We start from the raw sequence: 14156 nt of genomic DNA, 5'->3' as shown, positions 1-14156 counted from the left end.
TATGTCCATGCCAGCAGCGGACGAGCAGACGCAGGTCGAGCCCGCGTCCGACGAACTCGGCGCGGCGGACCGGCCCTGGCAGACCGTCGTCTGGAACGACCCGGTCAATCTGATGTCGTACGTGACGTACGTGTTCCAGAAGCTGTTCGGCTACAGCCATGAGCATGCGACCAAACTTATGCTCGACGTGCACCACAAGGGGAAGGCGATCGTGTCGTCCGGTTCCAAGGAGAAAGTCGAGGGAGACGTCTCCCGGCTGCACGCCGCCGGGTTGTGGGCGACCATGCAGAAGGCATCGTGAAGCCGTGGCGGCGTAAAGGCGCCAGACTGGTTGCCGGATTCGAACAGCAGGAAGCGGCGGTGCTGCGTGGCCTCGTCAGCCAGATGGAGGACATGCTCAAGGCGCGCGCGGATGAAGCGCCGCAGGACGAGCTCAGCGAGCTGACAGGCATCAAGGCCGGTCCGTCGACCGCCCCGGACGACCCGGTGCTCGCGCGGCTGCTGCCGGACTTCCACCGCTTTGACCCGGATCAGCCCGCACAAGAGGACATGGACTCCGCCGCCGCGCTCCGGTCGCTGCACGAGCCGGAGCTGCTCGACGCGAAACTCGGCGTCGCCGAGGTGGTGATGGAAACGCTGGGGCCGGAAGGCGGTGAGGTGCGGCTCTCACTGGAGCAGGCGGACGCGTGGCTGTCCGCGATCAACGACGTCCGGCTCGCGCTCGGCACCGCGCTCGACGTCAGCGAGGACATGCCGGACGAACTGCCCGAGGACGACCCGCGCGCCGCGCACATCGGCGTCTACCACTGGCTGACGTACCTGCAAGAGAACCTCGTGCAGGCGATGTCGGGATGAGCACGTCGGGTCCGCGTAACGCGATCACTGACGTCGACGGCCTGCTGGTCGGCCACCACCACCGGATCGGCGACGGCTGGGCTACCGGCACCACCGTCGTGCTGGCGTCCGGCGGCGCGGTCGGCGGCGTTGACGCGCGCGGGGGCGCGCCGGGCACACGCGAGACGGACCTGCTCGCGCCGGAGAACATGGTGCGGCGGGCGCACGCCGTGTGCCTGTCCGGCGGCAGCGCCTATGGACTCGCGTCAGCGGACGGCGTGATGCGGTGGTTGTCCGAACAGGACACTGGATTTCCCGTTGGCGTTGAGCCACATGAGGTCGTGCCGATCGTGCCGGGCGCGGTGATCTTCGACCTGCCGCAGTCCGAGTGGGGCAACCGGCCGGACGCCGGTTTCGGTTACGCCGCCTGCGATGCGGCGAGCGTCGAGGTGGCGCAGGGCTGCGTCGGCGCGGGCGCTGGCGCGAAGGTCGGCTCACTCAAGGGCGGCGTCGGCACCGCGAGCGTGACGGTGGGCGAGCACACGGTCGGCGCGCTGGCGGTGGTGAACGCGCACGGCGAGGCGGTGGACCTGAGCACAGGACGTCCCTGGGCGGCCGACCACGAGCTAGCCGGGGAGTTCGGCATGGTGTGGCCGAATCGGGCGGGCGACCTTGGCCCTGACGGTTCCGATGCCGCGACGTCGTTGAACACCACCATCGGTGTGGTGGCCACCGATGCCGAACTGTCCAAAGCGGAGTGTCGACGTCTTGCCATGAGTGCGCAGGATGGTCTCGCGCGAGCGGTCCGGCCCGCGCATTCGATGTTCGACGGCGACACGGTGTTCGCACTCGCCACGGGCGCGCGTGAGCTGCCAGCGGCAAGCGGCCCGTTCGGTGTCCCGCAACGCGCCGCCGTGCTTGATGGGCTCTGCGCCGCCGCGGCGACGTCGTTCGCGCGGGCCGTGGTGCACGGCGTGCTCGCGGCGAGCAGTGTGGGGTCGCTCCGTGCTTACGGCGACGTCTGGCCGGAAGCGCGGTGCGCGAGGCCGTGATGGCGCGGGAGCGGGCGTGGGCGGTGCACCTGCACAACGACGACATCAACACCATCGAAGGCGTCGTTTACGTCCTGCATGAGGTGTTGGGCATCCCGATCGAGAGTGGGCTGCAGGCCGCTGCCGAAACGGACAAAAAGGGCGATATCGTGCTCGGCAGGTACGAGAGTCAAGAGCAGGCGGAGCGGCTGGTCGCTCAGCTGCAGCTTTACGGCCTGTGGGCGTCAATGAAGTGGACGTGACGTGCGGGGCTACATCGAGGCCGTCACGCTGGATGATGGCGCGATACGGCTGACGTTGTCGCCCGACGTGGCCGACATCGTGCTCACCAGCGTGTCGCAATTCATCGCGGCGTTGGAAACCGGGCGCAGACCAGGCGTGTTGCCCAGGCGGCTGAGTAACTGGCGGTTGTTCGCGCACGCTTACCCTCGGCCGAAGCCGAGCAGGCAGTTCCGCAAGCGGCACAACGGGTGGATGCGGGCGTCGCTCTACGAGTCGGCGTGTCGCATCAGGGACGGCTGGCCCGATGAGCCGACGTTCGTGCTCGACCGCGCCGCCATCGCGGACTGGTTCGCCGTGTGCGGGCAGGCGCAGGCGCTGTATGTGCAGCGCAGGTCACCGAATCCGTTGCAGGGGTCCTTCGGTCATGGCCGGCCGTTCTGGCTGGCGCAGGTGCAGTCGTATGTCGCGATGGCGGCGCGCGGGTATGAATGGCAGCGGTTGCAAGAAGGGGACGAACTGGACAACGACGGACCCGGCTAGGGCGTGTCTCCCGAATATCGGCCGGTGGTTCGCTGATGATCGGTGAATGATCAGAACTGGTGTGATCACGGACGAGTTGTGGGAGTCGATCGAGCCGGTGTTGCCGTCTGATGTTGGGCGGCGTGGTGCGCGCTGGCGTGATCACCGTCAGGTGCTGGAAGCGATCGCGTGGCGCTTTCGCACCGGATCGCCGTGGCGTGATGTGCCCGCTGAGTTCGGCCCCTGGCAGACCTTGTGGAAGCGGCATCGCCGCTGGTCAAGCGACGGCACGTACGAGCGGATCTTCGAGCATGTGCTGTCCGACCACGCCGATACGGGCAAGCTGGACTGGTTGCTGTCGGTGGACTCCACCGTCGTGCGGGCGCACCAGCATGCCGCCGGCGCGCCCTCCGCGGACCACACAGGGGGCCAGGTCGAATGACAAGATTTCCGAGCCGGACGACCACGCGATCGGTCGTTCGCGCGGCGGATTGACCACCAAGGTCCACGCCCTGGTCACCTCCGGTGTCCGCCCGGTGGCCATGCTGCTGTCCGCCGGGCAAGCCGGGGACAATCCGCGCCTGGCGCCGTTGCTCGAGGCCCTGGCCGCGACCGGGCACCGGCCGGATCGCCTGCTGGCGGACAAGGCCTACTCACACCCGTCGACTCGCCGCGAACTGCGGCGGCGACGCCTCCGGCACACCATCCCCGAGCGCTCCGACCAGGCCAAACGCCGTAAGGACAAGGGGTCCGCCGGTGGTCGGCCACCGGGTTTCGACCCCGAGCTCTACAAGCAGCGCAACACCGTCGAGCGCGGTTTCGGCCGGTTCAAGCAGTGGCGCGGAATCGCGACCCGCTACGACAAGTACGCGCGGACCTACTTCGGCGGCGTACTCCTCGCCGCCACCGTCATGCTCGCCCGATGAATCGGGAGACACGCTCTAGGCGAGTCCGAACTCCCGGAGCTCGTCGTCGGTGAGTAGTCGCGATCGAATCAGGAACCGCACACCTTCCGGGGCCTCCAGCGAGAAGCCGCTGCCGCGCCCCGGCACGACGTCGATGGTCAGGTGGGTGTGCTGCCAGTACTCGAACTGGGACGCCGACATCCACACCGGGACCGGGTCGATGCCGTCGACGGTCAGGTCGCCGAGGTGGACGTCGGAGTCGCCGGTGCGGAACTCGCCCGCCGGATAGCACATCGGCGCGCTGCCGTCGCAGCACCCACCGGACTGATGGAACATCAGTGGGCCGTGCGTGTCCGCGAGGCTGCGGAGCAGATCCGCGGCCTCCGGTGTCACGGCTACCCGTTCTGCGGTCATCGGCAGGCCTTTCTGCTCGTGGCGGGGTGTTGGCGGCATGGGAGCCGGGCGCGGCGCGGGCCGTTGCGGCGGGGCATTCGCACCGCGCCCGGCGGTCAGTGGAAACTCAGCGGTCGTTGCTTCGATTCCCGGCCGGGCCGCGCTCCTCCCTCGCTGCGCTCAGTCGATGCTCGCCCGGCCTTCATCTCAGAAGAAGCCCAGCTTGTTCTCCGAGTAGTTGACCAACAGGTTCTTCGTCTGCTGGTAGTGATCCAGCATCATCGAGTGGTTCTCCCGCCCGATGCCGGACTGCTTGTAGCCGCCGAACGCCGCGTGCGCCGGGTAGGCGTGGTAGTTGTTCACCCACACGCGACCGGCCTGGATGTCGCGGCCGGCGCGGTAGGCGACGTTGCCGTTGCGCGACCACACGCCGGCGCCGAGGCCGTACAGGGTGTCGTTGGCGGTCTTGATGGCGTCGTCGTAGTCGTCGAACTTCGCCACCGACACAACCGGCCCGAAGATCTCCTCCTGGAAGATCCGCATCTTGTTGTGGCCCTCGAAGATCGTCGGCTGCACGTAGTAGCCACCGGACAGCTCTCCGCCCAGATCGGCGGGCTCGCCGCCAGTGACGACGCGGGCGCCCTCCTGCTTGCCGATGTCGATGTAGGACAGGATCTTCTCGTACTGGTCGTTCGACGCCTGGGCACCGATCATCGTGTCGATGTCGAGCGGGTGGCCCTGCTTGACGGCCTTGGTGCGCTCGGTGACGTCGGAGAGGAACCGGTCGTAGATGCCCGCCTGGATCAGCGCGCGCGACGGGCAGGTGCATACCTCGCCCTGGTTCAGCGCGAACATCGTGAAGCCTTCGAGTGCCTTGTCGTAGTAGGCGTCGTCGGCGCTGGCGACGTCGTCGAAGAAGATGTTCGGGCTCTTGCCGCCCAGTTCGAGCGTGACGGGGATCAGGTTCTCGCTGGCGTACTGCATGATCAGGCGCCCGGTTGTGGTCTCCCCCGTGAAGGCGACCTTGCTGATCCGTCGATTGGATGCCAGCGGCTTGCCAGCCTCGACGCCGAAGCCGTTGACGATGTTCACCACACCGGGTGGCAACAGGTCACCGATCAGGGACATGAGCACGTGGATGGACGCCGGGGTCTGCTCGGCGGGCTTGAGCACGACGGCGTTGCCCGCCGCCAGCGCCGGAGCCAGCTTCCAGGTCGCCATCAGGATCGGGAAGTTCCACGGGATGATCTGACCGACGACGCCGAGCGGCTCGTGGAAGTGGTACGCGATGGTGTCGCCGTCGATCTCGGACACGCCGCCTTCCTGCGCGCGGATCGCCCCGGCGAAGTAGCGGAAGTGGTCGATGGCCAGCGGGATGTCCGCGTTCAGCGTCTCCCGCACCGCCTTGCCGTTTTCCCAGCTCTCGGCCACCGCGAGCGGTTCGAGGTTGGCCTCGATGCGGTCAGCGATGCGGTTCAGGATGGTGGCTCGCTCGGCCACGGACGTCTTGCCCCACGCCGGTGCCGCGCCGTGGGCGGCGTCCAGCGCGCGCTCGACGTCGTCCGCTGTGCCCCGCGCGATCTCGGTGAACGGCTGGCCGGTCACCGGCGTGGGGTTCTCGAAATACTGGCCCTTCGCCGGCGGGACGTACTCGCCGCCGATGAAGTGGTCGTACCGGGACTCGTAGGAGACGATGCTGCCCGCGGTGCCGGGCGCTGCGTACGTGGTCATGGGCGGTCCTAACTCGCTTCGTTGCGGTGTGATGGCGCGACGCTAGGAGCGGCAACGTTGCAACGACGTTGCAGTGCGGTGATGGCGATCACTACCGTCATATCCGTGGGTGAGCACGCTGTGTCCTCGGAGCTGCTGCACGACCCCGACGCCTACGCCAAGCTGTTGCGGCGGGTGCACGAGGCCGTGCTCTCCGGCGCGCCCGCGCCTCGTCCGCCGCGTTCGGTGATCTCGGAGTCCTGGGACCGTTCGCTCGCCGCGCACGTCGATCCGGACAGCAAGCTCCCGCCGCTCGTCTACGACGCCGATGAGCTGGACGACGTCCGGCAGGCGCATCCGCTCGCGTCCGTGTTGCCGTTGCTGCGGCAGAACTTGGTCAGCATCGCCGACGACGCCGAGCACATCATGATCGTCACCGATGCCGATGGCCACATCCTGTGGCGCGAGGGCGCGTCCGGGGTGTGCCACGACGCCGACCGGGTGCTGCTCACCGAGGGCGTTCGGTGGTCGGAGGACGTCATCGGCACCAACGCGATGGGCACCGTGCTCGCGACGGGGGAGGCGGTACAGGTGTACTCCGCCGAGCACCTCGTGCGGATGTATCACACTTGGACCTGCGCCGCGGCTCCGGTGCGCGATCCCGAGACGGGCGCGCTGCTTGGCGCCATCGACGTCAGCGGCCCGCTGCGGACGGTGCATCCAGCGATGTTGGCGCTGGTGTCCGCGTCGGCCAGCCTCGCCGAAGGGCAGCTCAAGGCGCAGCTCGCGGTGCGTGACGAGCGGGTGCGCCGTAGCCACATGCCGCACCTCCATGCGCTGCGCGGCGAGCCGGGCGCGCTGCTGTCGACGTCCGGGCGGGTGCTCGCGACGGAGTCCTGCGGGCCACTGCCGGACGCGGTGACGATCACCGGATCGGATGTCGCGCTGCCCGACGGCAGGGTGGGCACGCTGGAGCCCTTACCGGAGGGCTACCTGCTGCGGCTCGGCCGGACCTCTCGCGCGGCGTCTCGCCCCCGGCTGGGGCTCACCTTCCTGAGTGACAGCGCGCCGGTCGTGACCGTCGACGGGCGGGAGATTCCCATCACACTGCGCCACGCGGAAATCCTCACCGTGCTGGCGATGCACCCGCACGGCATGTCCGCCGATCGGCTGGCCATGGAGCTGTACGGCGACGACGGCAACCCGGTCACGGTGCGCGCGGAGATCCACCGGCTCCGCTCGCAGCTCGGTTCGGAGGTCGTACGCACTCGCCCGTACCGGCTGGCGGCCGACATCGACGCCGACTTCCTCCGGGTCAACGCGGCACTACGGGACGGCGATGTCGACGCGGTGCTGGCGGCGTTCGACGGCCCGCTGCTCGCCGACTCCGAGGCACCCGCCGTGCGCGATGAGCGGGAGTCGCTGATCGCGCTGGTCCGTCGCGCGGTGCTGGACAGCGGTGACGCCGGGGCGTTATGGCGGTACTGGGAGACGTCCTGTGGCGCGGACGACGTCGAGGTCGTGGAGCGGCTCTGCCGCGCGCTGCCGTCGTCCGATCCGCGTCGGCGGATCGTCGTCACCCACCACGCGCGCCTCGCGGCGATGCCGTAACACTCGCGGTGTGACGTGGGACGTCTCACGGTGCGGACACCCGTGGGCGCAGAGCGTCCACCCCTTAGGATGGGAGTGTGCTTCAGATCCGCCGCGACCTCGTTGACGCGATCGTCGCGCACGCCAGGAAGGACCACCCTGACGAGGCGTGCGGGGTGATCGCCGGACCAGAGGGTTCCGACCGCCCCGAGCGTTTCATACCCATGCTCAACGCCGCGCGCTCGCCGACGTTCTACGAGTTCGACTCGCTCGACCTGCTGAAGTTGTACCGGGAGATGGACGCCAACGACGAGGTTCCCGTCGTCATCTACCACTCCCACACGGCGACAGAAGCGTACCCGTCGCGGACCGACATCTCCTACGCCTCCGAACCGGACGCGCACTACGTGCTGGTGTCGACACGGGACCCCGAGACGTACGAGTTCCGATCGTTCCGCATCGTCGACGGCGTCGTGACCGAGGAAGACGTCGAGATCATCGAGGCGGCGAGCGCCGATGTGAGCCCGACCGAGTCGTACATGTTCGCCAATACCGGCAGTGACGACAAGCCCGACTCCTGACGTGCGGGAATACAGCAGCCGTTCGTAACGTCAGTTGATTGCGTCAACCCATTTAGCGGAGGTAACCCACATGGCCGTGACCGTGTCCATCCCGACCATCCTGCGGACCCACACCGGCGGCGAGAAGTCCGTCGAGGCGACGGGCAAGACCGTGGCCGAGATCATCGACGACGTCGAGTCGCGGCACAGCGGGCTGAAGGCGCGCCTGGTCAAGGAGGACAAGCTGCACCGCTTCGTCAACGTCTACGTCAACGACGAGGACGTGCGGTTCGCGGGCGGCCTCGACGCCGAGGTGTCCGACGGGGACACCGTGACGATCCTGCCCGCCGTCGCGGGTGGCATGCGCTAAGTGCCGTGAGCAGGTACGCATCGCTGCTCGACGCGCTCGGCGGCACCCCACTCGTCGGTCTTCCCCGGCTCTCGCCCGCGCCGAACGTCCGGCTGTGGGCGAAGCTGGAGGACCGCAACCCCACCGGCTCGATCAAAGACCGGCCCGCGCTGGCCATGATCGAGGCGGCGGAGGCCGACGGCACGCTGACGCACGGCGACACCATCCTGGAGCCGACGTCGGGCAACACCGGCATCTCGCTCGCCATGGCCGCCAAGGTCAAGGGCTACGGCCTGGTGTGCGTGATGCCGGAGAACACCTCCGAGGAGCGCAAGCAACTGCTCCAGGCCTATGGCGCGCGGATCGTGTACTCGCCAGCCGCCGGTGGCTCCAACGAGGCCGTGCGCAGGGCGAAGGAGCTCGCCGATGCCAACCCGGACTGGGTGTTGCTCTACCAGTACGGCAACCCTGCCAACGCCGACGCGCACTACAGCGGTACCGGGCCGGAGATTCTCAAAGACCTGCCCGAGATCACGCACTTCGTCGGTGGCCTCGGGACGACCGGCACGTTGGTGGGGGTCGGGCGGTACCTGCGTGAGCACAAGCCGGACGTGCAGATCATCGCGTCCGAACCGCGCTACGGCGAGCTGGTCTACGGGCTGCGCAACCTCGACGAGGGCTTCGTGCCTGAACTGTACGACGAGACCGTGCTGACCGGCCGGTTCTCCGTCGGCGCCTACGACGCCCTGCGCAGGACACGTGAGTTGCTTGAGGTGGAGGGCATCTTCGCTGGTATCTCCACCGGGGCGGTGCTGCACGGCGCGCTGGCGATGGCGGAGAAGGCGGTCAAGAAAGGCGAACCGGCCGATATCGCCTTCGTGGTCGCCGACGCCGGCTGGAAGTACCTATCCACCGGTGCGTACTCCGGCTCGCTGGACGAGGCGGCCGAACGCCTCGACGGTCAGCTCTGGGCCTGAGGCCATGCCGAGCCGCGCCGGGGCTGCGTAGCCTGGAGATATGAACGCGAGCCCGGTGCAGCTCAAGCGGACCGACCCCGCCAAGCGGGTGGTGCCGCCGCGTCCGTTCGCGGCCGCGCTGCTGGCGGCGTCGTTCACCGCGCTGCTGTACGTCATCGAGTTCGTCGACCGTGTGGTGCCAGCCAACCTGCAGCGGGAAGGCATCGAGGCGCGGACGCTGTCCGGGCTTGACGGCGTGTTGTGGGCGCCGCTGCTGCACGGCCCGTGGGGGCACGTGGTGGCCAATACCGTCCCGGTCATGTTGTTCGGGTTTTTGGTGATGTCCGGTGGCATCGGCCAGTGGCTCGCGGTGACGACGACGGTCTGGCTGGGCAGCGGGCTCGGCGTGTGGCTGGTCGGGCCACCGGACGCCGTGACGATCGGCGCGTCCGGTCTCGCCTTCGGGTGGCTGGCGTTTCTGCTGGTCAGGGGCATCTTCAACCGGTCTGTCGGACAACTGGTGCTGGCGGCGGTGCTGTTCTTCGTCTACGGCGGGATGTTCTGGGGCGTCCTGCCGACCGTCGCGGGTAATATCTCCTGGCAAGGGCATCTGTTCGGCGCGATCGCGGGAGTGCTGGCCGCTTGGCTCGTCTCCCGCGCGGACCGCACCACCAGGCTGCCCGCACGCACCAGCGTGCCGGGTAATCTCGGCGCGTGAGCGCTTCCCCCGCACCCGCCGCCGCGATCGACGCGCCGATCGGAATCTTCGACTCCGGGGTCGGTGGCCTGACCGTGGCGCGGGCGATCCTCGATCAGCTGCCCGCCGAGCGGGTGCGCTATGTCGGGGACACCGCCCACACGCCGTATGGTCCGTTGCCGATCGCTCGGGTGCGCGCGCTGGCGCTCGCCGCCATGGACAAGATGGTCGACGACGGCGTGAAGACGCTGGTCATCGCGTGCAACACGGCGTCGGCGGCGTGTCTTCGGGATGCTCGCGAGCGTTACGACGTCCCCGTGGTCGAGGTTGTCCTGCCCGCGGTGCGCAGGGCTGTGGCCGCCACCCACACCGGAAAGGTGGGGGTCATCGGCACCGAGGGCACCATCCGCTCCCGCGCCTACGACGACGCTTTCCACGCCGCGAACCACATCAGCGTCACCAGCGTCGCCTGCCCTCGGTTCGTGGACTTCGTCGAGCGGGGAATCACCTCCGGTCGTCAGGTGCTCGGGCTCGCGCAGGGCTATCTGGAGCCGCTGCTCGCCGCCGAGGTCGACACGCTCGTGCTCGGCTGTACGCATTACCCGCTGCTCACCGGCGTGCTACAGATCGTCATGGGCCAGGACGTCACCTTGGTCTCCAGCGCGGAGGAGACCGCCAAAGACGTCGTGCGCGTGCTCACCGAGGCCGATCTGCTGGCGGAACCGTCCGACGAGCAGCCGAAGCACGAGTTCCTCGCGACCGGTGAGCCGGAGCGGTTCAACAAGCTCGCCAGACGTTTCCTCGGCGCGCCACCGGGGTTTCAGCTCACCATGGCGTGACCACATCGCGTTACCGTGGTACTCGCACGAGAGTGAAACCCGTCGCGACGTGTTGCCAGTCATTCGCGGATTGGCGTCGGCATGGCAGGGTAGGCACGTGCGTCTGACCATCCTCGGGTGCGCTGGCAGCGTGCCCGGCCCGAACACCAACGCCTCCGGTTACCTGCTCGAGGCGGAAGGTTTCCTGCTCGGGCTCGAACTCGGCAACGGTACCCTGTCGCAGCTCCAGTCGTTGCGCAGTCCGTTCGATCTCGACGCGCTTGTCTTCTCCCACCTGCACCCGGATCACTGTGCCGACTTCGGTGCGTTGACGGTCATCCGGCGATACCACCCGCATTGGCCGGAGGGCAGGCCGGTGCGACTGCCGGTCTACGGACCAGCCGACACCGAGCAGCGGCTGGTCAACCTGTACGCGCCGAATGAGCCGGAACGCGCCGAAACCGAACTAGGCGACGTCTACGAGTTTCACCCGTTGCCGACGGTGACGCCGTTCACGATCGGACCGTTTGAGGTGACGGCGTACGAGGTGCTGCACCCGACCCCCGCGTATGGGTTGCGCATCAGCCACGGCGGCACCACGTTTGCCTACACGGGTGATACCGGTGTCTGTCCCGTGCTGGATGACCTGGCCCGGGACGTCGACGTGCTGCTCAGTGAAGCATCGTGGACCGACGCGGACGACCGGCCGCTCGGCGTTCACCTGTCGGGTGTGGAGGCAGGCCAGCTGGCACATCGGGCTCGCGCGCGGCGGCTGCTACTGACGCACGTGGCGCCATGGACGGACCGCGCCAAGATCTATGCCGAGGCGCGGACGACGTTCGACGGGCCGCTCGAGCTGGTCGAACAGGGTGCTATCTACGACATTTGAGCGCGGCGACACCCACCCACCCGGCGTGCCTCCGTCGCAGGGCTCGTAGGCTGACGCACCGTGGTAAGAGCAGATGGTAGGGACGACGACGCGCTCCGCGATGTGAGGATCACCCGGGGCTTTCAGAAGTGGCCAGCCGGGTCGGTGTTGATCGAGTTCGGCAACACCAGGGTGTTGTGTGCGGCGAGCGTGTCCGAGGGCGTGCCACGCTGGCGCACTGGCTCCGGGCTTGGCTGGGTGACCGCCGAGTACGCGATGCTGCCGTCGAGCACCAATACGCGCAGCGCCCGCGAGTCCGTGAAGGGCAAGATCGGTGGGCGCACGCACGAAATCTCCCGGCTGATCGGCCGGTCGTTGCGGGCGTGCATCGACCTCGCCGCGCTCGGTGAGAACACCATCGTCATCGACTGCGACGTCATCCAGGCCGACGGCGGCACGCGCACGGCCGCGATCACCGGCGGCTACGTCGCGCTAGCGGACGCGATCACCTGGCTCGGTGCTGCCGGACGACTGGCCGACCCGCAGCCGCTGGCCAGCGGGGTGTCCGCCATCAGCGTCGGCGTCGTCGACGGCAGGGTGCGGCTTGATCTTCCGTACGAGGAGGATTCGCGCGCCGAGGTCGACATGAACGTCGTCGCGACCGACTCCGGCACCCTGATCGAGGTGCAGGGCACCGCTGAGGGCGCGACGTTTACCCGCTCCACTATGGACGCGATGCTCGACATGGCGCTGGCAGGCTGCGCCGAGTTGAGTGCGAAGCAAGCTGAGGCGCTGAAGCAGCCGTATCCCGGCGAGTTGCCCGAGCCGGAGCCCGAGAAGAACGATAAGAAGGACAAGAACGACAAGAAGTCGAAGGCGAGCAAGTGACCAGGCTCCTGCTCGCGACCCGCAACGCCAAGAAGCTCGACGAGCTGCGTCGCATTCTGGACGCCGAGGGCGTCGCGGGGCTGGAGGTTGTCGGCCTCGGCGACGTCGAGCCGTTCGAGGAGGCGCCCGAGACCGAGCCGACATTCGAGGGCAACGCGCTGGCCAAGGCGCGCGATGCCGTCGCCGCGACGGGGCTTGCCGCCGTCGCGGACGACTCGGGACTCACCGTGGCCGCGTTGAACGACATGCCTGGCGTGCTCTCGGCGCGCTGGGCGGGTCGGCACGGTGACGATGAGGCGAACCTGCGGCTGGTGCTCGACCAGCTCACCGACGTCCCCGATGACCGCAGAGACGCCGCGTTCGTGTGCGCGGCCGCGCTGGTGACCCCTGACGGGTCGGAGACCGTGGTGCGGGGTCGCTGGCCAGGCATATTGACCCGGGAACCGCGCGGTGAGAATGGGTTCGGTTACGACCCGATCTTCGTGCCGGAGGGCGAGCGGCGCACCTCCGCTGAGTTGGACTCGGCGGAGAAGGACGCGCTATCGCATCGGGGAAGGGCACTGCGGGCGTTGCTACCGCACTTGCGTGCCCTCACCGAGGAGTGACGCCGCGCGGGGCGGTCCTCCCGCCCCGCGCGGCGTCGTCAAGCGATCTCGAGGTCCTTGATGAGCTTCGCGACGTGGCCGGTGGCCTTCACGTTGTAGCGGGCCTCGGCGATCGCGCCATCCGGGTCCACGACGAAGGTTGACCGGATCACGCCTTGGACCACCTTGCCGTAGTTCTTCTTCTCGCCGAACGCGCCCCACTCGGTGAGAACCTTCTTCTCCGGGTCGGACAGCAGCGTGATCCGCAGCTTCTCGTCCTCGGCGAACCGGGCCAGCTTCTCCCGCGAGTCAGGGGAGATGCCGAGCACCTCGTAACCCGCGTCTCCCAGCAGGGTGAGGTTCTCGGTGAAGTCGCACGCCTGCTTGGTGCAGCCGGGCGTGGCTGCTTTCGGGTAGAAGTAGACGATGACCGACGTGCCCCGGAAGTCGGAAAGGGTTACCTGCTTGCCGTCACTGCTGGTCAGCGAGAAGTCGGGGGCCGCGTCGCCAACCTGGAGTCGGATTTGCTCAGTCACGGGGGAAGACTATCGGTTACCCGTGGCCGACGTAGGTCACCATCGCTGACGCGTCGGGGTTGGGGCGGATCCGCATCCGGACAGTGTCGGTGTGCGGGTTGGCGGCGTAGGCCAACGTCATGCGGGTCTTTCGGGAGACAGGCACCTCGGCGCTGATGTCGACGATGCCGTTGTAACCCTGTGTCGTGTCGATCAGCTCGGGCCTTTCCTCGCCGCCGACCACCGTCGTGATCGAGAGGTCGGAAAGGTGGTACGGCCACTCGGTGCCGTTCTTGATGACGATCTCGAACGCGACCGCGCGCGGTGCCTCCGGATAGGCCGTCTCGCTCGGCGTGAACGACTTCGGCCTCGACACCGTGACCGAGAGGCCGTTCAGGAACGTGAATTGGTCGCCGAACGCCTGCTCGCCCGTTCCCGGGGTTGGACCGACGGACGACGGAGCGCTCACGGTGGGGTCCTCCGCCGCGTCCCCTTCCGCGGTCTGCTCGCATGCGGTGGCTCCGGCGATGACGCCCGCGAGCAATGCGCACGCGATCACAGCCCTCACGGGTCTGCGCACAGGGGTCACTCCTTCTCGTGAGCGGGCGGCTGTTACGGACGTAACAGGACTTTGGGTGCACCAGTATGAAAAACCGGCTAGCCACAACTCTGGACGCAACAGCTCGCGGTGGCGAG

The 14156-nt window shown here is 68.2% G+C and carries 18 protein-coding genes and 1 pseudogene; 15 read left to right on the top strand and 4 right to left on the bottom strand.

Going from position 1 to position 14156, the window contains the following annotated elements:
- Window position 1: 1 nt before the first annotated feature.
- The 6 genes and pseudogenes from clpS (at window position 2) to ACFQGD_RS25120 (ending at window position 3553) form a co-directional block, all read left to right on the top strand.
- A complete protein-coding gene (gene clpS, locus ACFQGD_RS25145) occupies window positions 2–301 on the top strand; it encodes an ATP-dependent Clp protease adapter ClpS (protein WP_345399323.1) in 300 nt (99 codons plus the stop codon).
- The gene (locus ACFQGD_RS25140) at window positions 298–855 is read left to right on the top strand and encodes a DUF2017 domain-containing protein (protein ID WP_345399374.1); all 558 of its coding nucleotides are present in this window, start codon (window positions 298–300) and stop codon (window positions 853–855) included. Before clpS ends, ACFQGD_RS25140 begins: the two co-directional genes overlap by 4 nt.
- Window positions 852–1886, top strand: coding sequence for a P1 family peptidase (locus tag ACFQGD_RS25135; protein WP_345399320.1), 1035 nt, complete (start codon window positions 852–854; stop codon window positions 1884–1886). The genes ACFQGD_RS25140 and ACFQGD_RS25135 overlap by 4 nt, the downstream gene beginning before the upstream one ends.
- Window positions 1871–2128 (top strand): ATP-dependent Clp protease adaptor ClpS, encoded by a 258-nt coding sequence (locus ACFQGD_RS25130; RefSeq protein ID WP_345399317.1) that lies wholly within the window; start codon window positions 1871–1873, stop codon window positions 2126–2128. Before ACFQGD_RS25135 ends, ACFQGD_RS25130 begins: the two co-directional genes overlap by 16 nt.
- A 1-nt stretch (window position 2129) precedes the next feature.
- Window positions 2130–2648 carry a hypothetical protein gene (locus ACFQGD_RS25125; RefSeq protein WP_345399314.1) on the top strand — a complete coding sequence of 173 codons (519 nt, stop codon included), beginning with the start codon at window positions 2130–2132 and terminating at the stop codon, window positions 2646–2648.
- Between the two features lie 46 nt (window positions 2649–2694).
- Window positions 2695–3553: pseudogene (locus ACFQGD_RS25120) on the top strand (IS5 family transposase).
- 15 nt (window positions 3554–3568) lie between these two features.
- Here the strand turns inward: ACFQGD_RS25120 and ACFQGD_RS25115 are convergent.
- Together ACFQGD_RS25115 and exaC are read right to left on the bottom strand one after the other, a co-directional pair.
- Window positions 3569–3946 carry a DUF779 domain-containing protein gene (locus tag ACFQGD_RS25115; RefSeq protein WP_345395135.1) on the bottom strand — a complete coding sequence of 126 codons (378 nt, stop codon included), beginning with the start codon at window positions 3944–3946 and terminating at the stop codon, window positions 3569–3571.
- A 186-nt stretch (window positions 3947–4132) separates the two neighbouring features.
- On the bottom strand, window positions 4133–5656 hold the full coding sequence (gene exaC / locus ACFQGD_RS25110) for an acetaldehyde dehydrogenase ExaC (protein ID WP_345395138.1): 1524 nt from the start codon (window positions 5654–5656) through the stop codon (window positions 4133–4135).
- 81 nt (window positions 5657–5737) lie between these two features.
- Between exaC and ACFQGD_RS25105 the strand changes: the two genes are divergently transcribed.
- The 9 genes from ACFQGD_RS25105 (at window position 5738) to rdgB (ending at window position 12966) form a co-directional block, all read left to right on the top strand.
- Window positions 5738–7246: a GAF domain-containing protein gene (locus ACFQGD_RS25105; RefSeq protein ID WP_390183660.1), complete on the top strand. Its 1509-nt coding sequence runs from the start codon at window positions 5738–5740 to the stop codon at window positions 7244–7246.
- Between the two features lie 77 nt (window positions 7247–7323).
- Entirely contained in the window at window positions 7324–7806 is a 483-nt protein-coding gene (locus ACFQGD_RS25100) for a M67 family metallopeptidase (RefSeq protein WP_345395144.1), read from the top strand.
- 70 nt (window positions 7807–7876) lie between these two features.
- Window positions 7877–8155, top strand: coding sequence for a MoaD/ThiS family protein (locus tag ACFQGD_RS25095; RefSeq protein ID WP_345395147.1), 279 nt, complete (start codon window positions 7877–7879; stop codon window positions 8153–8155).
- Window positions 8156–8160: 5 nt separating this feature from the next.
- A complete protein-coding gene (locus tag ACFQGD_RS25090; protein WP_345395150.1) occupies window positions 8161–9111 on the top strand; it encodes a PLP-dependent cysteine synthase family protein in 951 nt (316 codons plus the stop codon).
- Window positions 9112–9151: 40 nt separating this feature from the next.
- Window positions 9152–9808: a rhomboid family protein gene (locus ACFQGD_RS25085; protein ID WP_345395153.1), complete on the top strand. Its 657-nt coding sequence runs from the start codon at window positions 9152–9154 to the stop codon at window positions 9806–9808.
- Window positions 9805–10626, top strand: a complete 822-nt coding sequence (murI, locus tag ACFQGD_RS25080) for a glutamate racemase (protein ID WP_345395156.1) — start codon at window positions 9805–9807, stop codon at window positions 10624–10626. Before ACFQGD_RS25085 ends, murI begins: the two co-directional genes overlap by 4 nt.
- A 97-nt stretch (window positions 10627–10723) precedes the next feature.
- Window positions 10724–11494 carry an MBL fold metallo-hydrolase gene (locus ACFQGD_RS25075; protein WP_345395159.1) on the top strand — a complete coding sequence of 257 codons (771 nt, stop codon included), beginning with the start codon at window positions 10724–10726 and terminating at the stop codon, window positions 11492–11494.
- A gap of 60 nt (window positions 11495–11554) precedes the next feature.
- Window positions 11555–12361 (top strand): ribonuclease PH, encoded by an 807-nt coding sequence (gene rph, locus ACFQGD_RS25070; protein WP_345395162.1) that lies wholly within the window; start codon window positions 11555–11557, stop codon window positions 12359–12361.
- Window positions 12358–12966, top strand: a complete 609-nt coding sequence (gene rdgB, locus ACFQGD_RS25065) for an RdgB/HAM1 family non-canonical purine NTP pyrophosphatase (RefSeq protein ID WP_345395165.1) — start codon at window positions 12358–12360, stop codon at window positions 12964–12966. Before rph ends, rdgB begins: the two co-directional genes overlap by 4 nt.
- Window positions 12967–13004: 38 nt before the next feature.
- Here rdgB and bcp read toward each other — a convergent pair whose 3' ends face one another.
- Together bcp and ACFQGD_RS25055 are read right to left on the bottom strand one after the other, a co-directional pair.
- Entirely contained in the window at window positions 13005–13481 is a 477-nt protein-coding gene (gene bcp, locus ACFQGD_RS25060; protein WP_345395168.1) for a thioredoxin-dependent thiol peroxidase, read from the bottom strand.
- 16 nt (window positions 13482–13497) lie between these two features.
- Window positions 13498–14040, bottom strand: coding sequence for a hypothetical protein (locus ACFQGD_RS25055; protein WP_345395171.1), 543 nt, complete (start codon window positions 14038–14040; stop codon window positions 13498–13500).
- Window positions 14041–14156 lie beyond the last annotated feature (116 nt).

This window comes from Haloechinothrix salitolerans (assembly GCF_042662605.1).
GTDB classification, from domain to species: Bacteria; Actinomycetota; Actinomycetes; order Mycobacteriales; family Pseudonocardiaceae; genus Haloechinothrix_A; species Haloechinothrix_A salitolerans.
This window is presented reverse-complemented; position numbering and strand designations above follow the sequence as displayed.